This is a genomic window from Psychrobacillus sp. FSL K6-1267 (genome assembly GCF_038003265.1).
Lineage (GTDB): Bacteria > Bacillota > Bacilli > Bacillales_A > Planococcaceae > Psychrobacillus > Psychrobacillus faecigallinarum.
Genome location: NZ_JBBOOR010000002.1, coordinates 105,873 through 127,397, shown reverse-complemented (window position 1 = coordinate 127,397; position 21,525 = coordinate 105,873). Strand labels below are relative to the sequence as shown.

At 33.9% G+C, this 21,525-nt stretch carries 16 protein-coding genes; 5 read left to right on the top strand and 11 right to left on the bottom strand.

Annotated elements, in window-relative coordinates; genetic code table 11:
* Nucleotides 1–94 precede the first annotated feature (94 nt).
* The 4 genes from MHB55_RS22080 to MHB55_RS22065 all read right to left on the bottom strand — a co-directional run bounded on the left by MHB55_RS22080 (nucleotide 95) and on the right by MHB55_RS22065 (nucleotide 2,998).
* Nucleotides 95–1,102: a DUF4179 domain-containing protein gene (locus MHB55_RS22080; protein ID WP_340845181.1), complete on the bottom strand. Its 1,008-nt coding sequence runs from the start codon at nucleotides 1,100–1,102 to the stop codon at nucleotides 95–97.
* The gene (locus MHB55_RS22075) at nucleotides 1,080–1,622 is read right to left on the bottom strand and encodes a sigma-70 family RNA polymerase sigma factor (RefSeq protein WP_340845182.1); all 543 of its coding nucleotides are present in this window, start codon (nucleotides 1,620–1,622) and stop codon (nucleotides 1,080–1,082) included. Before MHB55_RS22075 ends, MHB55_RS22080 begins: the two co-directional genes overlap by 23 nt.
* Nucleotides 1,623–1,844: 222 nt before the next feature.
* Nucleotides 1,845–2,297: a VOC family protein gene (locus tag MHB55_RS22070; protein ID WP_340845183.1), complete on the bottom strand. Its 453-nt coding sequence runs from the start codon at nucleotides 2,295–2,297 to the stop codon at nucleotides 1,845–1,847.
* A 236-nt stretch (nucleotides 2,298–2,533) separates the two neighbouring features.
* Entirely contained in the window at nucleotides 2,534–2,998 is a 465-nt protein-coding gene (locus MHB55_RS22065) for a VanZ family protein (protein WP_340845184.1), read from the bottom strand.
* A gap of 715 nt (nucleotides 2,999–3,713) precedes the next feature.
* Here MHB55_RS22065 and MHB55_RS22060 point away from each other — a divergent pair.
* Nucleotides 3,714–10,316, top strand: coding sequence for a DNRLRE domain-containing protein (locus MHB55_RS22060; RefSeq protein ID WP_340845185.1), 6,603 nt, complete (start codon nucleotides 3,714–3,716; stop codon nucleotides 10,314–10,316).
* Between the two features lie 426 nt (nucleotides 10,317–10,742).
* Here MHB55_RS22060 and MHB55_RS22055 read toward each other — a convergent pair whose 3' ends face one another.
* From MHB55_RS22055 to MHB55_RS22025, 7 genes are all read right to left on the bottom strand, one after another.
* The gene (locus tag MHB55_RS22055; protein ID WP_340845186.1) at nucleotides 10,743–11,609 is read right to left on the bottom strand and encodes a ThiF family adenylyltransferase; all 867 of its coding nucleotides are present in this window, start codon (nucleotides 11,607–11,609) and stop codon (nucleotides 10,743–10,745) included.
* 2 nt (nucleotides 11,610–11,611) lie between these two features.
* Nucleotides 11,612–12,604: a hypothetical protein gene (locus MHB55_RS22050; protein WP_340845187.1), complete on the bottom strand. Its 993-nt coding sequence runs from the start codon at nucleotides 12,602–12,604 to the stop codon at nucleotides 11,612–11,614.
* Between the two features lie 79 nt (nucleotides 12,605–12,683).
* A complete protein-coding gene (locus tag MHB55_RS22045; RefSeq protein WP_340845188.1) occupies nucleotides 12,684–13,400 on the bottom strand; it encodes a hypothetical protein in 717 nt (238 codons plus the stop codon).
* Nucleotides 13,384–13,917, bottom strand: coding sequence for a hypothetical protein (locus tag MHB55_RS22040; protein ID WP_340845189.1), 534 nt, complete (start codon nucleotides 13,915–13,917; stop codon nucleotides 13,384–13,386). Before MHB55_RS22040 ends, MHB55_RS22045 begins: the two co-directional genes overlap by 17 nt.
* A gap of 12 nt (nucleotides 13,918–13,929) precedes the next feature.
* Nucleotides 13,930–14,253, bottom strand: coding sequence for a hypothetical protein (locus tag MHB55_RS22035; RefSeq protein ID WP_340845190.1), 324 nt, complete (start codon nucleotides 14,251–14,253; stop codon nucleotides 13,930–13,932).
* A gap of 42 nt (nucleotides 14,254–14,295) precedes the next feature.
* Complete coding sequence (gene dnaN / locus MHB55_RS22030) at nucleotides 14,296–15,399, bottom strand: DNA polymerase III subunit beta (RefSeq protein ID WP_340845191.1); 1,104 nt, start codon at nucleotides 15,397–15,399, stop codon at nucleotides 14,296–14,298.
* Nucleotides 15,400–15,511: 112 nt separating this feature from the next.
* Nucleotides 15,512–16,483 (bottom strand): Rad52/Rad22 family DNA repair protein, encoded by a 972-nt coding sequence (locus MHB55_RS22025; RefSeq protein WP_340845192.1) that lies wholly within the window; start codon nucleotides 16,481–16,483, stop codon nucleotides 15,512–15,514.
* A 378-nt stretch (nucleotides 16,484–16,861) separates the two neighbouring features.
* Here MHB55_RS22025 and MHB55_RS22020 point away from each other — a divergent pair, with 378 nt between their 5' ends.
* The 4 genes from MHB55_RS22020 (at nucleotide 16,862) to MHB55_RS22005 (ending at nucleotide 21,231) form a co-directional block, all read left to right on the top strand.
* The gene (locus tag MHB55_RS22020; protein WP_340845193.1) at nucleotides 16,862–18,460 is read left to right on the top strand and encodes a hypothetical protein; all 1,599 of its coding nucleotides are present in this window, start codon (nucleotides 16,862–16,864) and stop codon (nucleotides 18,458–18,460) included.
* A 189-nt stretch (nucleotides 18,461–18,649) separates the two neighbouring features.
* Nucleotides 18,650–18,952, top strand: a complete 303-nt coding sequence (locus MHB55_RS22015; RefSeq protein ID WP_251553723.1) for a DUF4258 domain-containing protein — start codon at nucleotides 18,650–18,652, stop codon at nucleotides 18,950–18,952.
* A 113-nt stretch (nucleotides 18,953–19,065) separates the two neighbouring features.
* On the top strand, nucleotides 19,066–20,211 hold the full coding sequence (locus MHB55_RS22010; RefSeq protein ID WP_340845194.1) for a hypothetical protein: 1,146 nt from the start codon (nucleotides 19,066–19,068) through the stop codon (nucleotides 20,209–20,211).
* 225 nt (nucleotides 20,212–20,436) lie between these two features.
* Entirely contained in the window at nucleotides 20,437–21,231 is a 795-nt protein-coding gene (locus MHB55_RS22005) for a hypothetical protein (RefSeq protein ID WP_340845195.1), read from the top strand.
* The last annotated feature ends 294 nt before the right edge of the window (nucleotides 21,232–21,525 follow it).

Here is a 21,525-nt window from a genome sequence, read left to right as displayed (position 1 = left end):
AAAGCACCCGTTAGTTTAAGTGCAATCCTTCACATTACTCGTATAACAACAAATTCTACACCTTGAAAGATTGAGGATATTACATTATCACTAGTTAATTTAATTCAATTGTAATAGGATCGAAATCAATTCGTTTATTATCACTAGTATTACTTACATGAGCGAAAGGGTAAAATGTAATGGATGTTGCTTCTGGGTCAAGACCATGAATCGTTGCATTCCACGTGAAATCTTCACTTGAATCACCATCCTTTGTACCAGTTCCTCCATTATAAGGGACCTTATATTTATTGCCCAAATTATCAATCGCACTTAACTCAGCTTCTACAATGTCCCATCTATCATGAATAGAAGGTTCAACATCTTGGAGATAATTAATCGTTAAGTTAACATCCGTTTTGACTGCGTCGATTAACTCGACCGATACACCATCTTGATGACTTACTCGTTCATTAATCGCGATATGTTTTCCTTCTAGTTTGTTTAAAGAGAATTCAAAATGCCAGTCTCCTTCAATTGTTTGGTCTTCTGAATAAATTTCTTGAGGATTCCAATCTATATTTACTTTGTCTTGTGAGTTATTACGCATAGATAACGTCATCATGCCAAAATAGCCGACACCATCCACATACTCTCCTTCATAGCCACCACCACTTACATTAGTTGGCAGATTTTTAAAAGTTGGAAATGAACCTAAATCTTCTTCTGTTCGTAAAACATATGAAAGGGTTACTGTATTGCCATCGTAAAATGCTTTCTCAATAATTATCTCTATCCCATTGCTTTTTTCAGCCAAACCTATATCTGTACTGATTTTCTCGTACGCTTGATAGTAGTCTTCTTGTAAGATGAAATAGTCGAATGCCTGGCCAATAATAGGAATTTGTGTAACAAAGTTAGCAAATGCGGGTGATACGTAAGCAGATGAAACAGTACAAATGGATATTAGCCCTGCGGCTGCAATATATTTAGCCATTTTTTTGTAGGAGAATTTTACATGCTTCTTCTCCTTTTTAAAAGCGTCTGACAATATAGCATCTAATTCTTTAGAAGGAACAGGAATTTCATTAAGTGCCTCTTTAAATTGGTTTTGTTCGTTCATCTATGTACACTCCCTTTAATGTTTTTTTTATTTTTGTTAACGCTCTCTTTCCGTTAGATTTGACTGTACCAATCGGTTCACCAAGTATCTCTGCTATTTGCTCAAAAGTTAAATCCTCATAATATTTTAAAAGAAGGACTGTTTTATATTTTTCATCTAATTGATAAATCGCATCGAGTAAGTCCATCTTTTCATCAGATGTTGCTATTTCTGTGGAGAGGGATTGAAATTTTAAGTCATCCATTGAAATCACTTTCTTTTGTTTTTCAAGTACACCAAGTGATACGTTGATACAAATTTTTATCAGCCAAGTCGAGAAATACTTTGGCTCTCGCAACTGATGAATAGTCTCAATTGCCAACAGCACTGTTTGCTGGAAAACGTCTAAAGCATCCGCTTCATTACGAACATAACTATAAGCGGTTCTATAAAGTTTCTCTTTTTCTTGTTTAAGTAAAAACAGCAGTGCTTCTTGGTCTCCTTCCATCGATAGTTTTACTTTTTTTTCGTTAACCGTCATCTTTTTTCACCATCCTATCTATTAGAGAGCGTACCTTCAAAAAAAGATGCACTTTTTTGAAATAAAAAAGAACTATTCAAATGAATATGTCCTTTTAATAACTTTTTATTAAACACTTTCCTAATTCAACTAAACTGCTGCGTTAGTTCAATAAGAAAAAAGGCTTTACTCCTTCTTGAAGTAAAGCACCCGTGAGTTGAATAGGATTTTCTACAGTTACATCTATCGTATCAGCCACTCTTCTAATGTCATCATCTTAAAATCTTCTTGAGTATCTAATCTAATTGGCGTGATGAACTCAATTGAGTTACCATCTGGATCATCAAAATAGATTGCAGCATGTGCATGGGGATTATTAGGTAACACAAGTGGTTGACGATGTTCATCAAAGCCAAATGAAGTACGAATAGCTATCCCTTTTTTATTTAACCATTTCTTAGCCAAGATGATATCCTCTTTTTCTACTCGAAATGCGATATGACGTAGGGAAGGATGATAAGGTATCTCAACTTTATCGCTTTCCCATAAACCAAGCCAACTTTCTCCTTTTACAATCCAGAAAAAAGCTAGTTTGTCTTGTTTATAGGCTTTCTCTAATCCCAAGTTTTGATAAAATAAAATCGATTTTTCTAAGTTACTTACTGGTAAATGTGCTTCATATAAACCTTTTATCAAAGTAACACCTCTTTTTGAAATACTACATTTATAGTATCAATAAAAAAAATTGTTTGCTTCATTCAAAGGTCTAATGTTATTTAATTACTTTCTCCAATCTAACCTTATTCAACTAAACTGCTGCTTTAGTTTAATAAGAAAAAGGTTTTACTCCTTCTTGAAGTAAAGCTACCCGTTAGTAAAAAACGGAAGTTATTTTTTCCGTACTGTCCAATGATAATAGCAAAGTCTATTTTTCATGCCACTATCTTAAAAATGTTTTTGTACGCTATAAATAGCATGAATCCTATAAAACAACTTATTAGGTTTAGAATAACGTCATCTACATCAAAACTACCTAAAAAGAAAATTAACTGGAGAATTTCTATGCTGAGTATTAACAAGAAACAAGAAATCAACGTTTTAACTATATTTCTTTGGGAAGGAAAAGCCGCGGGGATTAGGAATCCCATAGGTATAAAAGGAATGATATTCCCTAGAATATTTCTAAAAGCTATACCAAAGCTTATATCATCTATATAAGCTTTAATTGTTCTAAAAGGAACTAAGTTTGCACCTGATTCTCCTTGAGATCTACGCTCCATATTCATTTGTATGGTATTGATAAGATGTTGTATATTTCCATTGAACTTAATCACTATAAAATTAAGCACTAGTAATATGTATATAGTAAATAGAACTTTCCAAATATTTTTGAACATCCTTGAAGACCTCCGCAATTTTTATTCATCTCTAATGATTTGATTTTACAGATTAAATTCTTGAACTAACCTGCTGCGTTAGTTTAAGTGTAACACTTCACAAACAAGATCTCCTCAAGAAAAAACAACCTAAGCCTTTAACATAGCCAAGTTCTTCTACTGCTTCATCCAAGAAAACTAAGGTATTCACATCAAATTTAAAAAGGGAGTAAACAACGTTATTGAAAAGCACACATCTTATAGTTGAGATGTGTGTTTTTTATGATATAACACAATACATAAGATTCAGATGCAAAATACTTATATAGATTTATAAAAATTTTTATACACTATAAATTAAGAAAGTATAAATATAGAACAATTTTCTTTTATTATATTATTGTAACAAAAGAACAATAGCGATAACTGTATACCAAAAAAAGCCGTAAAAACGAGTAACAAGTTACAAGGAAATATAGTTGTTGATACCTATATATATGATGTACTTCTTCCTAATAAAACCTACCGACTATTGTCAGTTAGGCTTTTTTAATTTATTTTCATAGTAAAACAAATCTAAGCAATTACTTAGATAAATATAATTATTTTAATATTTTATTAGACTTTTTTTTATGTAATTTTACTCATATCTAATTATTTTAATATAGTTTATTATAATCCTCGCTATGGAAAATATTCCTGCAATGGATATTAATTTTTTAGGAGGTAATAAGTTTTGTATAAAGCATTATTTAGCAAATATTTATGTAGCATTTTAGCAGCATTACTAATTTTTACATCAATACCTATTAACCATTTGGTAGTAGAGGCGACTGAAAATACAGTAATAGAAAAGGAGGAGGCGTCTGCCCAACTTAAACAAAATGAATTACCTGCTATTTCATCAGGAGAAGCTCCCCCTTTTGAAGAGTCGGAACCAAAGGAGATGCCGGAACTTCGTACAGAATCCTCTAAGGTTATTGATAATGGGGATGGAACATTTACCATGCAAATGTTCCAAGAACCGGTTTTTCGTAAGAATAGCGGAAAGTGGAGAGAAATACAGCCGGAGATAAAAAAACAAAAAGCTGGAAAGTTTTTTGCAGGTGAAACTACTAGTGAACTTGCAACAGATAATACGCTTCTTGACATTCAATTTTCCCCTAAATTAAATGAAAACAAGTATGCGGTCCTTTCTTATAAGGGACACACGATATCTTACTCATTCATTGAAGCCTCCGGAAAAGAAGGGGTTCAAAAAGCTAAAAGTACAGATGCTACTTATGATGAAAATAAGATTGTTTATAAAGACATTCTCCCTGGTTTAACGTTACGTAATCTTGTATTTGATGGAATAGTAAAAGAAGATATTATTCTAAATCATAATAATGGGACAAATAGCTATCATTTCTTTGTAGAAACGGATTTAAAGGCAAATATAGAAGAAACAGGTGCAATTACCTTCAGAGACACATTGGATGAAATTATCTTTACGTTACCGAAACCATATATGACAGACTCTAATATCAATCCAGAGTCCACAGAACCTGAGCGCTCAGAAAATGTTCACTTTGAATTGAAGCAAGAAGAAAATGGATATGCGTTTACAGTCGTGGCAGATCAAAAATGGTTAGAAGACCCAGCGAGAGTATATCCCATCTATATAGACCCAACGACGAAGGTGCAAGCGACTCAAGATGCTTCTGTGTCGAGTGCTTATCCCGACGCCAACTATGGAAAAGACTGGGATAGTGGATTAGGAGCGTTTATATTAAAGGCAGGGAATTATAGTTCCGCAACGGGTGAAAACTTTGCCTATGTGAAAACACCTACCCCATCATTACCCTATGCAACTATTGAAACAGCTATATTCAACATATACAATGTTCATTCGTATTATCCTGAAACGAATACTGGTATATGGCTTGATCGAGTGAATGGTCCGTGGGACGAATCAACTCTCAAATGGAATAACAAACCAACATCTTCCTTGTTTACTTCAACAAGTGTCTATAAAGGAAATTGGGCTACTTTCAATGTTAAAAATGCAGTAAATGATTGGATCAAAGGAACAACTCCTAACTATGGATTTAAACTCCATACGAATGGAAATGGTCAAACGTTCTGGAAAAAATTCTATTCCTATGAGCATGGTGTTCTAGATTACCGTCCGCATTTGAATATCTCTTATTCATATCTGTCTCCTAGTAATCTTTCTGCAGAGACCTATAGCTTAGGAGACGATACGGGATATATCGATTTACAGTGGAGCGCAGTAGCAGGAGCTACTAGCTATAATGTGTGGTTCTTTGACGGGAAAGAGTATAAACCAGTCAATGTAGGTAAAAACACCAAATGGTCCACAAAAGATAAATCAGTGTGGCCTAAAGAAGGAACCAATCTTCCAGTTAATCCTCAAGCTGTTTACCAAGCTTCGGGAGGGAATACTTATAACGATCGAACCAACTATGCTATCTCTGTAAGTGCAGTGTTTGCGAATGGCGAAAGTCCAAAAGCAAATCCTATTGTACCGAACATTCCGGACTTAGCGATGCCTCAAATTTCTACAGGAGTTGCCTATAGTAATCAAATCGGGACAAACTCTGGTTATGTTAATTTAGATTGGGAACCAATTGAGGGAGCTACAGGCTACAAAGTTTGGATTTTTAATGGACTTAGTTATGAATCTTTTGATGTGAAAGATGCTACTAGTTGGACGACACAAAATAAAGGTATTTGGCCAACTGCTGAGGAAATAAAAAACGGAAGTCCAGAGAATCTGAAACTTCACCAGGATGGAAAAGGACTTGAATTTCCAGTGGATCCTTCACCGATGTACGCTAAAATGGGAACAAAATATGCCAGTTCTAAAAACTATTTCTTCCGATTAAGTGCGTATAATGCACATGGAGAAACAGTATTTTCCAATGATACATTGATCACTAAAATGCCTCAAGGAACTGAGCTTTTAGGAGCAGAAGATTATTGGACGATGATTGATGTTCCAAATGGTACAGTCAATGCAGCAACAGGAAATTTAATGTTAACAGCAAACGATATTTCTATATATGGAAATGGACCTGGTTTAGGAATATCTAGAACATATAATAGTCTTTCACCAACTGTTGGATTATTCGGGAAGGGCTGGCACAGTGACGCCGAAATGAGTATTGTTCCGCAAGGTCAAGATGCTAAGTTCACTGATGAAGATGGTACTGTTCATCTATTTAAAAAGCAAGTCGACGGGACTTATAAAGCCCCAACTGGTATATATCTCGATTTATCAGAAACAAATGAACAATATAAGCTTGAATCAAAAGACCAGTCAATCTATTACTTTACGAAAAGTAACGGAAAACTATCGAAGGTAACGGATCGCTACAATAACTCAACAGAATATCTATTTACTTCTAATCAATTAACAATAAAAGAATCATTTAAAGATGAAACAAAAAATGCCACATCCCGTGAGATAATTATCTCGCTCAATGCAAATGGTCGAGTTGAAAAAATAACAGATCCATTACAAAGAGTCATTTCATTCAAATATAATCCTTTAAATCCTGATTTGCTTGAGCAAGTGATTGACAGTAGTAATCAAGTTACAGAATATGAGTATAATGCAAACACGGAATTGATTAAGTTATATGAGCCGACACATACCACTGTTAAACCAGTAGTAACAACTTATGCATATTTAAATAATCGGTTGGAAAAAGTGACGGATGCCAAAAAATATGACTATTCTTTAGACTATAACGAACAAAAAAGACAGTTATTGTTGACAAATCCTAATAATTCACAAATCCAATACTCATTTAACGAAGCAGGAAATCCTGTTCAACAGATTGACACTGATGAGGATGGATTGAAGCTAATCACTAGCTATGTTTATGTAGGAAACAATTTAGAAGAAATGAGAAGCCCTAAGGATCAAAATACTTTGAATCCAACCGAAACATATAGTTACGATGATAATGGAAATTTAAAGACATCTTCAATTTATCAAGACAATCTGAAATTTAAGTATGATTACAATGAAAATAACGACATTAAAAAGTCTGTTGTTATCGAGGGTGAGAATCCAAAGGAAAAAGAGACAACTATATCATATGACGAATATAATCCAATATCAGAAGTAGACTTAAGTGGAAATATATCATCTTTTTCAAAGTACAACCAATTTGGAGATAAACTAGAATCAAGTGCACCAATTGGTGTATCAAATAATTTGCTTATAAACAACAGTTTTGAAGAGGGAACAACATCTTGGTCAACCTTACGTAAAAATGACAAAGGAACTTTAGCTATCGACACAAATGCTTCTAATGGTTTGTATGGGGTTAAGACATTAAAGATAAATGTAGATTACAGTTCATTAAATAATGAACTTGGATATGTTGCTGCATCTCAAGAAATGACAGTTGAACAAGATAAAAACTATATACTTAGTGGAAGAGTGAAGACAACTTTAACAAAAGCATATGCGTTTTTTAAAATTGAGTTCTTAGATAAGGAAAACAACATCATATCATCGGTACACAATCGTAATAGCACATTGGCTGGAGACAGAGGATGGACAGACCGTCAGTTACCATTTAAAACACCTAAAAATACAGCCAAAGTTCGTGTATTTTTAAATGTGGAACATAAAGATTCAAATGCTTCAGGAGAAGCGTGGTTTGATGCTATCCAATTACAAAAAGCAGAAGTCTCTTCTAGCTATAATCCTATTGTGAACAGTAGCTTCGAGGGAGGGCTTACTAATTGGGCAGGAACTGGTGGTGTCACAGATACAAGTGGGTTTGATGGAAGTAAGTCACTAAAACTAACAAGATACGCCACACAGGAGCCAGGAATTTATAAACAAACAATTAATATTGGTCAAGATTCAACAGATGAACCTTTTCCAATAACATTAACGGGATTATCTAAGACAAGTAATATCAGAATTATTGAAGGGGTGAGTAAAGAAGATTATTCCATCGCCGCATCAGTTCACTATGTGGATGGTACTTCCAAAGAATTTATGGAAGGTTTGAGTAATAATCTGGATTGGAATCTTGCGTTGATTAGCATTCCTACAACAAAGCCGATTAGTAAAATCGACGTCTCACTTCATTTCAAGGGAAATTATGCTGGTACTGCATGGTTTGATGCTATACGTTTGACAAAAGGTTCGGTCGTTACTAAGACTAATTATGACAGCAACGGATATTTAAATAAAATTGAAGATGAAATGGGATATACGACATCCATTCAGTACGATTCTGTCGGCAATAAGAAAGTAGAGATGGATGCAAAAGGGTCGAAGAAAATTTTTAACTATTACGCAACAGACCTTTTGAAGAACCTTCTACTCTCTAATGGAACGTCCATTCAATACGGATACGATAAAAACGGGAATATGAAATCGAAGTCCATCACAGATAAAGATGGGAAGTCACAAGTTTTTGGATATGATTATGATGAAATGAACAATCTGACCAATACAACAGGTCCATTGAATGAAGTAACTATCAATGAATATGATACTAACGGAAACCTAACGAAAACAATTTTACCAAGAGGAAACGCTCTTTCGTGGACTTATGACGGTGTAAATAGAGTTAAAAGTATTTTCTATAATAATGAAGAGTATTTTAACTTTAAGTATGATTTAAATGGAAACGAAGAGTCCGTTATGTATGTAAAGGAAGCAAGGCAGAAATCTAGAGCATTTGATTCTTCTAACCGAGTCAAAGACTTGAAGGATCGGGAAGGGCACCAGCAGTGGAACTATCTAGCCAAAACTGATAAGTTAGATAGTTTCATCTTTTCACATGGAGCCTTTACGCAAACAAATAAATACGAATATAACCAGTTGGATCAAAATACACTTGTTACCACGGGAGATGGCAGTTACCATTTTGGCTATAATGATAAAGGAAATGTTCAAACATTCACATCAGCTAACGGGGCAGGGTCAACTTTTAACTTCGATGATCGGGGACTAGTAAGCAACCTTTCCATTGGAACAGCAGACGGAAAAGAAATTTTAACGGAAGACTACTCTTATGACTCGAATGGAAACCGTACAAAAATAGACTATCTTGATGATTCATTTATATCATATGATTACGATGACCAAGAACAATTGATAAAAGAATCTTTAAGAAATGGACAAGTCAATGAATACGCCTATGATGGCTTTGGAAACAGAAAGAAAATAACCATTACAAATAATGGACAAACTACAAATAAAATTGCAATATATAATATAGCCAACCAATTAACGCAATTTGATGATGAGACCATTACTTATGACACCAACGGCAACCGAGTAATAGATGGACAGTATATCTATGAATGGAACAATGCCGATGAGCTTATTTCTGTTACGAATATAGGAGAATCTACTCCGTTTGTCACATATCAGTATGATGAGAGTGGAAGACGAATTCAGAAAAATGCTAACGAAGTTGTTACCAACTACCATTATAATGGGGACAGTATCAACGTTCTTTATGAAACAGATGAGAAAAACAATGTCACAAGTTCTTATACGTATTCAGAAAATGGTCAGCTGCTTTCAATGAAGAAGGGAGTGCAAACTTTCTTCTATCATTATAATGCCCACGGAGATGTTATTGCTTTAACTAATCAAAATAGTGAAATAGTGGCTACCTATAAATACGATGCATGGGGGAATGTATTAGAATTTGATGAAACAGACCAAGTGAAGGACAATCCTTATCGTTATGCAGGCTACCAGTATGACAAAGAAACAGGATTATATTACTTGATAGCTAGATACTATCAACCAGAATCTGGTGTATTTTTATCGCAAGATCCTGATCCTGGAGATAGTGATGATATACTTACACAAAATGGGTACACATACGTCTCTAATAATCCGATTAAGTATACTGATCCAGATGGCATGAAACAATTGCATCAAGGAGGAGTAGGCGGGGGTGGCGGAATACCTTGGAGTATATCTAAACAATATATTAGTCCTGTTAAGGTTAAGGGTATAGGTAATAATAAAATTTTCTGGGGTTCATGGAATAATTATAAAAAGGTTAGAGTTAATGGGCAAACATATGCTAAAGTAGGTACCAGGCTTTATTCTAAACATGCAGTTGACAGAATGCAACCAAGTGGCAAAAGATATGGAAGTCCAATTACTCAAGCAGGTGGGGACTATGGCAGAAGCGTGTCTCCAACCTATGTAGAAAGTGTAATTAAAAATACTAAACCTGTACTTCAACAAAATGGTAATCTTTCATATACGTCTGGAAGTTTACAAGTAATAACTAATAAACAGGGAGCAGTTGTTACTATAATTACAAAGTAGGTGGCTAAAATAGAAGAAAGAAATCATATCAAACAGTTATGTAGAAAATTCAAAGAGAAAGAATATGGTCTAGTTGAATTACAAAGTAGGTTAGAAACATCAATATTTCCTATTGAATTAGAAGAGTTGAAAATTTTAGTAATAAACGAGTTGGAAGAAATTAGATTTACAAAATTGGAAGAGAACTTCTATCGGTACGGATTAGAAGTAGTAAATAAATTATTGAAAAACATAGGATAAAACTATAAAGAATACAAGAGCAGCACAATGGTCGAATTACAAGTAGACTAACCTGAAATATTAAGACATATAAAACACCTACGAATCTATACATTAATTAAAAGTGTAGAATCGAAGGTGTTTTTATATGTGAAAAATTATCTGTGAAATTTTGGATGGATTAAATTTCTCTACCAGTAACCGTGTTTAGTTGCTGCTTTTAATAGGTGTACATCTCATATTATTTTTCTTTGCGTGAAAAACAGTCATATGAGATGAAATTGTATCCTCTTCAATTATTTCTGTTAATATACTCGTTATTGCCATTGCAGCAAACTTGTTAACGATAAGTCGTTGAGGTTCGCTAGCCGTTAAATCTGTACAAGATAGCTCACTTGGCCGTAATTCATCTGTATCCTCTAAAATGTCAGGGAATACTTTAGCGACTGGGTCTTGTTTAAATAAATTAAAGTTGACTCCAGTAACTACTTGACCAGTCCAACCACTTGCGTTAAATTCTTCAATTTCATTTTTGGTCCACTCATTTTTGGGTCTGTTCATCCAATCCGATGGCATTTTAGGAGCCTCATTACCAGCGTCTATATAGATACAAGGTTTGTTTTCCATAAAATACTGATGCATAATTTTTCGGGAGTAATTATTATCAACTGCTCCTATTAAAATTTTTACTCTCATCTGATTGTAAGGATATTGATAGTACTCCGAGGAAAATAGATTCTCAATATCCTTTGTACTTTCAATATACTTTTCACTATAAGTACCAATTCTTAAATCGTAAGCATGAGAATATCGGGCTGCTAAGACATCCGCCTTTTTAAGTCCCACTTCCTCTTCTAAGAACAATTGATTACCCAAATTTTTCTCTTCAATAATATCAGGATCCGCTATTACGTATTTTGCTTGGCTTTCTGATACTCCAATTAATTGGCTAATATGTTGAGCTAAATATCCACCTGTCCCACCTGAGCCGATTTGTAATATGTTATAAAAAACGCCTCTATAGGGTGTATAGTTACTCTTAGCCTTATCTTTTATCTTGATTGATTCAGTCATTACTAAATCACCTCGATTTTACTATCTTCATAGTTTGGTAACTCTAAAAATGGATTCTCAAAAATATCATCCATATGTTTTTCTTTATGACCTATACTCTCTGATATGAACTGGCGAATATATAAGTCAGGAAAATATTTATTTATTCTCCCTACAATTGCATAAAGCATACCTGGTATTCGTTCAGATTCATTGTCTTGCTTAGAGGGTGCCACTGCAAACAAGTGATGAGAATGAATTTCTAATATCTTGGTCGCATCGATAAACCTTTCTGCTAGCTCTCTACTACTTTCCGTCACTTCCACGTTGTATCTATTAATATTTTGTTGAGGAAAATCCAAAATAAAAGATTTCGTATGTTTTTGATAATATATATCAGCATGTACTTCTAATTCATGCTCCCCGTATAACTTAGCAACACTAATGAAGTTTGATAGGATTTTGTAAGGAATTTTAGGCAAAGGGAAAGTGTCGCCAGATGGCAACACTCTACAATTCCCTTTCTTTTTAGCTTTCATAGTTGGAATAACTAAATTTTTCTTGGCTAAAAAAATCATTTCTGTATAATCCTTTACCAATTCAGGGAAAACCTTTTCCATTCTTTGGCGAAGCAACTCAGCTGTTAATGGGGCACGGGTAGGTTCTTCATCTTTTTTGTGGATTAATAACCCCTCTGCAAGTTCCTCTGAGCTGAAATACTCTGTAATTTCTATACTTTCTCCAAAGTAACGGATGATAGTTGCCTCATTTGGAGCAAATGGTTCTACCTTTGCTGCAGGTTCTTTCGTGCTACTATCACTTTTATTGTTGCTTTCCTTCTTATTTGTTTCTTTATTCTCCGCAACTTCTGCTGATTTTTGTTCTGCTATAGCTTTCTGTTTTGCTATTTTTTCTTGTCTTTCATTTCTTTCTTTTTCATCGCGTTCTTTTTGTTTTTGTGCATCTGCCTCTTGTGCTTTATCTAACATTGAAAATAGGTCGAATTGTTCTGACATTATAATTTCTCCTCTCATGCCTCCCTATAAGGTGAGGGCTTACAGTTTATATTCACGCTAATTTTTCTTTATTTCTCTCTCAAATATCTTTGAGTGCTTGATTTATCGGTATTAGCCACTCATCATCAAATGGTAGCCCTTCAATACAATCGATTAGTTTTCTGAAATTACCAATCCCATGAGTGGTTCGTACGCCTCTATCTTCATTAAAAGGACTGGAGATAAACATTTGAAACGCACGATTAAGTTCAGATAGTTCCTCTAAGTACAGAGCTGTATTACTTCCCCAACATACAACTCCATTCTGTTTACCTACGTTGGTATATGGAAACGAGTAGAGGGGGGTCTCTTCATTAATTGGTTTACCATCATCCAATACTGCAAATATCTTGGTATCAACTAACTTTCTTTTAGAATTCTCTTGTTTAACCAAACTAAATTGAACAACCATTCTAGGGAACCCCAAGAAAAAGATGTTTTCAGCATTAGTATTTTGGTATTTTATATCAAATTGTTGCTTAGGTAACTCAATAGTAATTTGTTCTTTAGTTTGCTCTTTATTAGTGGCATAATTGATCACATTCTTAGGTAACACAGGGGAGCAGATTGCCTCTCCGTGTATTAAATATTCTGTTTCTTCATGATCAACTTCCATTTCTTCTCTCATAGCTCGTATAAGTTCATCTATACTCAGATAAAAAGGACCTCTTTTTTCTCCGCTGTCTAATTCTTGATAAGCTACGATTGGATAAAAAGGATTCTTAGGCAAATCGGTAAACTCAAATAACCACTTCATAATATTCACGCTCCAGATTCTTCTTAAACTCACCATTTTTGCGATACTTATCTAATAACGTGTCATACAGCAAGGCCCAGTCAACTGTCCCATAGTCTGTATCCGCTATTATTACTACACCTTCATCGATAGGGTAAATCGTTATCTGACCACCAAGTTCACTTAAAGCGGATTCCACTTTTAATGGAATATCAAATAATAATTGGCTGTCCAAAATGATTAACACAAAAGAATATAAATGCTTAGTTTTAGATATAGGAACTCTAGCAAGCTCTAACCAATAAAAAATATCAGGCTCATCCTCTTCTGGGAAAAAATAATCCATTACCTCAAAAGTATTCTGGGAAATTTTTAAAAAAGCTTCCCATGATGGTTCATCATTTGAATAATCATCTGGCTGAATAGAGGTATGATGCAGAATTTCCTTAACATCTAACCCTTGCATATGTGCTAGTTTGCATAAATACAAGTTATTAAGATAAGCTTTGGTTTTATAGATTTCCTCCATTGATAACATATTATTTCCTCCCTATAAAAAACGTATGGTGGAGGGAGCAATTTTTAAGTTTGCTAGTTCCATTCCAACGGTTTTATATCCTAAATTAATAACACGGCCAAAAGCAGATTCCGAAGAAATACGTACATTGCCGTCCTCATCTTCATAAATAATTGAGTCTTCCAAGTTATTTATGATGTTCTTTAATTTACACAGATTAATTGCTTCAAAGTTTATATTCTTAACTTCTGGTTGGTTGTGTGCCAAGTGATAAATATAAGTCGCTTGGGACAAGTCAGGAACATCTTCTAATAAGCATTCGTTCAATTTGTTAGTAAATAGTTGAAAATCAACCATTTTTAATCCTCCTCATAAACTAGAGAAAACCCTAGTCTTTAGTTAACTGATTCTCACAGGTAAAATAAGATGTAAATCTTCAACTGGTTCTTCAGTGACAGCAGTAATAACAAAAGGTCTTAATTGTCCTGTAAAAGAGATTTTTACTGAATTAGTGTTTAATGTTTGAAGGGCAGCTATGGCATATTTACCGGATAAACCGATTGTAAATCCATCTGTTCCGGTCCAAGATTCAAACGCTATTTCTTTTACACCTTTTGAAATAGAACTACTAGTTGAAAACTCAGCAAACAACGTACCTACCTTTAATTTAATCGGAACACTATCGCCTGCTAATGAAAGGAGTAGAGTTAATGTATCAATCAACTCTTGTCTATTCACTACTAATTCCTCTGAAAATTCTTTTGGAATTAATCGAGAAGTATCTGGATAGTTACCTTCTAACAATGTAGAAGTTAGAAGAGTCTGACCGTTAGCAAGTGCAATCTGATTTTGACTAGGAAATATAACTACGGAGCGGGTGAGATCAAAAGATTTTAATGCATGATCTAAGAGATTGGCAGGTACAGTAATACTAATTTCTTCTGTATATGCACCTTGTATGACTTTACCTAGTCGGTGACTATCGGTAGCAACAAAGGTATTCTCTTCGCCAAATTTCATATTCACTCCTGTTAAAACTGGTCGAGAATCACTTGTAGATGCACAATAAATCGTTTTCCTTACAATGTTCTCGAAGTCTGCCCCATCAAAAGTGATAGCATTGTTTGTGTTTTCCATATTAATTTTGGGAAACTCATCGGCTTCCATAGTAGAAAACTCTAAACAAGTTTTATCTTCGGTGACTTTAACCGTTCCATCCTGTAAATCAAAGCTAATATTTCCTTTTAATTTTTTAGTTATAGTAAAAGCCTCTTTAGGGAGAATGCTTTTTCCTTCATTCTCAATTACGATTCCTGATTCTTCATTAATTGGTATCGTATGAATAAGGTTTTCTGTTCCATCACTGATCGTAAAGATAATACAATCTGCTTTAACCTGGACTAGAACACCGTTAAGAATTGGATTTTGTGGTTTCGCATTCATTAATCTTCCGCTTTTGCTGATTACCTCAGTTATTAGTTTATTAGGGACTGTAAATTTCATTTTATTTTTCTCCTCTCAAATCATCTTTGGTTGCTGCTTTGTAAAATAAAAAGGAGACGAAACAAGGTGCTGTTTCTGTCTCCGTTACTCTCTTTTAGCAAAAGAACCTTCCTTAGCTCACTTTTTGAATGGTAGCAAGGTCTTCTTTAGCCAGTATTATTGTTGTATTTGTTAACTCTGGTGTCAGATACAAAGCTAATTCATAAATGTGAATTAGTTGTTGCCGTATCAACGGTGCTAAATTAATATTTGCATAATAGAGCATTTGACTGTCCGTAAGATTTAATTTGTTCCTACAATACTCGACATATCGATAAGCTGGTTCAAGTGACGGAAGAAGATTCTCTAAGTCTTTTTGTGAAGCTTTCTCTAACTGAACAGGCTTATAACCGCTCTTCTCTAAAATCTGAGGAACCAAATTTAATGGTACTTGAAGGTATTGAAGAGCTGAATGTACATTTGCTTGTAACTTATCTAATACGTTTGATTGGTCATCATTATTTTCAACACTTGGCTGTTGCTGTTGCTGTTGGCTTTGTTTTTTGTGATTATTTTTTTCATTATTAGGTAACGCCCAATTAGGTAAAGAAGGGGTGTTAAAGTACCCTTTAACCTGTTGAATATTACCTTTTACCTTAAAGTTCCCATCAACAGAGTGTGGACCTTTTTCGTGTCGTACCTCTACCCAACAATCGGGCAAATCCTTCAGATATCTACCGATTCCCCATTTAGCTCCAGCTCTTTTAAAAGCACTAGAATAACCGCCCTTAATAGGTTCGATTACAGGGAGTTCAGCAGCATCTTGCTTAGAAATCCATTCGTCTCCAATTTTGAGAGACAAAGTACAATGAAAACCAGTATAATCTCTTACTGAGATTGTTTCATATTTGTCTTTCCAGTACACTCCAACTGCTTCATCTAAACGTTCTGCTATAACTCTTGCATTCACATAAGGAACAACAAGTACTTTTAGTTTTCCGTTTTTTTCAGTTGCAGCTGTTGCTCTCCATTCGATTAATTCTGGTTTGAATGGCTCTTTTAACCTCTGTAATACATTTTGTGATTCAGTGATAGCATCGGCCATCTATAACACCCTTCCTCCCGGTTTTTTAACAATTCTTTTTAAGGAAACGAAAAAAAGGCCTTTGGAAAATTAGTCGGATAGCCAAAAAAAGCTATATACACTAATAGTCCAAAGACCTTTGTTATTCATCACCGCAGAACCACTCATAAAGAGGGCTTGCAAAAAATATAAAAAGAAATGTTATATCTTCATTTTAACAAATGATGTTAGAAAAGCACAAGACATAGATTATAAAATCATTACCATATTAATCTTTAAATATGATATAGTGGGATTAATCTAAATATCGGAAAAGCATGTACTGCTCATACTAACCTGTTTAAACAGGCGTAGTATGGGCTTTTTTATTTTAAAAAATAAAGATTGGAGAAATGTTTTATGGAAAATACACGAAAATCTTATGCATTGGTGTATCTATCTCCTTTAACCAATGAGTATGAAATACAAGAGATAGAAAAATTACTAATAGCAAATCACTTAGACTATGATTTTTTGGGCTCTGAAAAAGTTTATCATGATTGGTGTAAAGATAAAAATTCTATTAACCCTGCTTTGTTTATTTCAAATATGGTTTCACTGGTAGGGGAATATGAGTATTTGTATAAGAAACTTTCTAATGCCATGATGTTACTGGTTGGAAACTTAGAGCATATTCGCCCAGTAGAAGAAAAAGGGACTAACCATGTAATAAAATTCAATAATATATTGGGAATGATTAATTACCTTGACTCTGCTAAAAATTCCGTGGAATTTAGAAATTTAGTAATAGGTTCACAATCAGCAAAGTCTTCTACTCGCACAATGAATCAAGAGAAATCGCAACCAGCAACAGCAAATATAACGCAACAACACCTGGAAGAACAAAAGAAAGCAGATAATCATGGTGAGGTTAATCCTGGCCTTGACGTAACTATTGAAAAGAAAGACGAAGTAGGGGGCACACTAGGCGGTGGTAATACTAACTTCACATACCCTATGGATAACGAGAACTATGATGTTCACAATTTAGAATCTATTTATGAAGTAGCTCAGATGAAAAAGAAGACAAAACAAATAGAAAAAGAAGTAATTGACACAAAAATTCCAACCATCAATAACGAAATACCCGTTATCTACGAGGAAAACCCTTATTTTAAAAGGTCTCGTGATTTACAAAAACAAGTATTTGCAAAACATAAATGGGAACAGCACAAGAAGATCGGTATTTGGTCACCATTACAGCGTACAGGCGTAACCTCTTTTGCGATTAATTTCTCTTTGTTTTTAGCTCAAAATCGAGTGTATACTGCGGTATTAGAAGGGTTAACAGAAAGGCATGCCCTTAAAAGCTGGTTACAAAGGTATACCACTATGCCTGCTAATTGGAGTAGTTATGCTAAAGCAATTCATTCGGATGGATTAACAACTGAAGCGGAATGGAAGTATAGAGATGTCATGTTTTTACCTTTAGATACAATGGATCCCCAGTATGAATGGAATGCGAAATCTTTAGAGAGCTATATGACTGCTACAAATATTATTGACGTAACATTGGTGGATTTGCCAACAGGAAAAATGACCGTGTACACAGAGGATTCTTTACATTATTTAGATGAACTTTGGATCCTAGTAGATGATGCTGCTCAGGAGTACCTAGCTTGGGACGAATATATACAATCTCTGAAGTCCAAAATCCATATTCCATTTTATTTAATATTCAATAAGACATATAAGTTCTCCCAAGTAGAGAGATTAAGCCTAGAGTTAAAGATACCGTTATTGACTCAGATTCCTTCATTACATGAAGAAACTATGAGAAATTATTATGAGAAAGTTCCCCTTTATTATCATCAAGAGGTTCAAGAAATATTAATTAAACCTTTTACAGACTTATCGAAACATATTTTCGGTTCTGATTTTCTTATTAATGAAAAAATTCCTTATTATACAAAGGATCGCCTATTCACTCGATTGATTAAGTTATTGAAATTCACTTAAATAAATGCTATATTCACTGTAGATTAATTATTTCATTTTTTTGGCAAATTACTCATTCGAGTAATTCTGCGGTGATAAACAATAACAGTCTTTGGACTCAGAGTGGAATATATGTATGGCTATGCCTATGTATACTACAAATGAGTTCCAGGACTGTTTTTTTATTTCTTTAGAAAGGAGGAAACAGAAATGGAAATCAAAGAAATTAAGAAAGCTTTACTACGAGGCGACAGTATACGTTTAACTAATCACACATTAAGACGTATAGCAAAGCGTGGCTATACCAAAACAGATTTGATTTCGTGTATTTTAAATGGTGAGATAACGAGGCTACAAACTTATCGGAACAGGCTAAGTGCATTAATAGAAGGAGTAGATAAAGATGGATTACCTATGGTGGTGGTAGTAGGATACGACTTTACTAAAAAGACCAAATTTGCCATAGTTACTGCTCTTCCGCCGATAGAAGAAAAATTTAAGAGAGTTATTTAAAAGATTAGGGAAAGGGTGTTATGCTAATGCAAACGTTAAGAAGAACCAAAATAAAAGGTTGGTTGGAGTATACAAGAGAGTTATGCCCTATTTGCCATAAGTCTGGAGGGTGTATGATCCATGAAAATGGAAATATGGTTGTTTGTATTCGGACAGAGAGTGACAAACCTTTTTCAGTAGAATTTCCTTCTTGGATTCATTATTTAAAAGAAAAGAGAAAACTGGAGAAAAGAGAATTTATAGAAGGCAACATTAAAGCTGGGAGCGGGCAATTAAATCACGTATATAGATGCCTATTGAATCATTTATCGTTAGAAGACCATCACCTGAATCATTTGTTAAGTGTTCAACGAAAAATGACAGTCAATGAAATAAAAGTTAGAGGTTATAAGAGTTTACCAGACAATACTTTTACAATAGTAAAGCGTATGGGTGATTTAATAGCACCTGAATATTTGAAAGGTGTACCAGGTTTTTTTGAAGCAAAATATGGATGGGGAGTATCGGGAAAAAATGGCATTATGATTCCTTACCGTAATGAGGAAAATCAAATTATTGGTTTTCAAGTTCGAGTAGATAACCCTCCAAATGAAGTAGTAATTGATAAAGGTTCTTTTAAAAATTTGAAAGCCTTTGTTGTTGAACAGCCAAACTTAGTTAGAATTCAAGATGGAGAAGAGTTTATAAAAGAAATACAACTAGAAGTAGGGGAAAGCCATTCCATCTACCATGGTAGTAACTATGGATTTATTAGAATGAAAAAAGGGCAACGTTATTTTTGGTTGTCTTCCGCTAATAAGGTAAATGGCACTGGAGCAGGAGATCCACTCCCAATCCATGTAGCAGTTCCTACATCGAGGTTAGAAAGATGGGAAACAGGAGAAGCTTTAAAAACAAATGCAGTATGGATAACAGAAGGAGGATTAAAAGCTGATATTACAGCTAACCACCTTCCAAAAGTCTATAATGAAGAAGAAATTGAAGTACTAGGGGATACTGTACTAGGTATACCTGGTATAAATACTTGGAAATATATACTTCCTGTGCTAGAAAAAATGGAAGTTAAACATGTAAACCTTGCAATTGATATGGATTTAATGACAAATCCTGATGTCGCTTTTCATACGAGAAACTTTATTCTCGAATTAAAAAATAGAAATCTTACAGCTAACATGGTTCTTTGGAATGAAGAAGATGGTAAAGGAATAGATGACTTATTTCTTAATGGTAAATACCCACGTTTAGAAAAAATTTTCTAAGAAATGTTGATTTGTCCAGTTACATTAAAGTTGGTAACTTTGCATTATAGTTGGTAACCAGATATTAAAGTTGGTAACTTTACATTAAAGTCGGTTACTGATATTTATAAAGAAATTTTAAAATCACCTCTTTAGTATACTGAGAGGTGATTTTTTGATGGTTATGAATGTTATAATTAAGGGAATTTATTGCAGTATTAAAGGGAGGTTGAGATTTTTTAATTTATGGATAAAAAGGAACAAGTAACATTAGAAGTATGGAATGATAAAATATCTATTAACATTATTAGGATGAAGAAACTAGCTTTTGTAGACTACACTCCTGAAATGTATGACTTAATCAGAAATGCAAGATTTAGAATTCCTACTGATGAAGCTAAAGAAACATACAAATATCCGTATTCAAATGAATATAAGAAATCATTACATCAAATATCATTTGATTATTATTTCGGGGAAAAATTTCGAAAAGAATCATATAGTAAGGGTTATATAATTGAGCACCTTGATAATGATGGCTTTAATTGTTCAATATCAAACCTTTATTTATTGAAAAAAATTAAAAATACTTATAAAGGTTGGCATTTTGACAAGGTAGTAGATGATAGCAAGCATATTGCAGCTATGAGCGTATATCATATTTTAGAAAATAGAACATTTCAAATAACAATTGCATTCAATGAGGTATACCGAGAAAATCACACAGGAAGAACACTTGAAAACATCAGACTACTCTATCCGTATAATTACGAAATTCTACTACAGGATGCTGAACAAATAATTGAAGCTATATCAAATAGAGAAAATATCAACATTGAAAGATGGAAAGAAATTTACAGGTTTAAAGACATCCGACTTGAGTATGCAACTGAATTACAATTAACGGAAGAAGAGAAACAACAACAAACTGGTACGTTAGTGTTTAGAGATGGTCAAGCCTATATGCTTGTTGGGAAGACAGATACTTCAGTTGGACTCATTCACTCTATACCTTTTGATAAAAATTGGAACATTGATTGAAATAATAGTGGTTATTGATAAACTTTATAATGGAAATTACTTAAAGGGTGCTTTAGTTAAATATTCGCTCATCAGTATAGAATTACTGCGTATTGTATTGTTGAAACGATAACATTAAGAAAAACATTGGGTTACCAACTATAATGTAACTGGACATTAAAGTCGGTTACTGATATTTATAAAAGAACGTCAAAATCACCTCTCTAGTTTAAATGAGAGGTGATTTTTTGTTTGGGTACCTATGTTTAAATAGCTATAAATTGTGAAGGATTTCACTTAAACTAACGCAACAGG

Bases quoted from the DNA above. Each gene is read 5' to 3' on its own strand.
- MHB55_RS22040 (WP_340845189.1), bottom strand. From the start codon at position 13,917: ATGTTATCAATGGAGGAAATCTATAAAACCAAAGCTTATCTTAATAAC.
- MHB55_RS22015 (WP_251553723.1), top strand. From the start codon at position 18,650: ATGGAAATCAAAGAAATTAAGAAAGCTTTACTACGAGGCGACAGTATA.
- MHB55_RS22025 (WP_340845192.1), bottom strand. From the start codon at position 16,483: ATGGCCGATGCTATCACTGAATCACAAAATGTATTACAGAGGTTAAAA.
- MHB55_RS22050 (WP_340845187.1), bottom strand. From the start codon at position 12,604: ATGTCAGAACAATTCGACCTATTTTCAATGTTAGATAAAGCACAAGAG.
- MHB55_RS22010 (WP_340845194.1), top strand. From the start codon at position 19,066: ATGATCCATGAAAATGGAAATATGGTTGTTTGTATTCGGACAGAGAGT.
- MHB55_RS22055 (WP_340845186.1), bottom strand. From the start codon at position 11,609: ATGACTGAATCAATCAAGATAAAAGATAAGGCTAAGAGTAACTATACA.
- MHB55_RS22045 (WP_340845188.1), bottom strand. From the start codon at position 13,400: ATGAAGTGGTTATTTGAGTTTACCGATTTGCCTAAGAATCCTTTTTAT.
- MHB55_RS22035 (WP_340845190.1), bottom strand. From the start codon at position 14,253: ATGGTTGATTTTCAACTATTTACTAACAAATTGAACGAATGCTTATTA.
- MHB55_RS22065 (WP_340845184.1), bottom strand. From the start codon at position 2,998: ATGTTCAAAAATATTTGGAAAGTTCTATTTACTATATACATATTACTA.
- dnaN (WP_340845191.1), bottom strand. From the start codon at position 15,399: ATGAAATTTACAGTCCCTAATAAACTAATAACTGAGGTAATCAGCAAA.
- MHB55_RS22080 (WP_340845181.1), bottom strand. From the start codon at position 1,102: ATGAACGAACAAAACCAATTTAAAGAGGCACTTAATGAAATTCCTGTT.
- MHB55_RS22005 (WP_340845195.1), top strand. From the start codon at position 20,437: ATGGATAAAAAGGAACAAGTAACATTAGAAGTATGGAATGATAAAATA.
- MHB55_RS22075 (WP_340845182.1), bottom strand. From the start codon at position 1,622: ATGACGGTTAACGAAAAAAAAGTAAAACTATCGATGGAAGGAGACCAA.
- MHB55_RS22020 (WP_340845193.1), top strand. From the start codon at position 16,862: ATGGAAAATACACGAAAATCTTATGCATTGGTGTATCTATCTCCTTTA.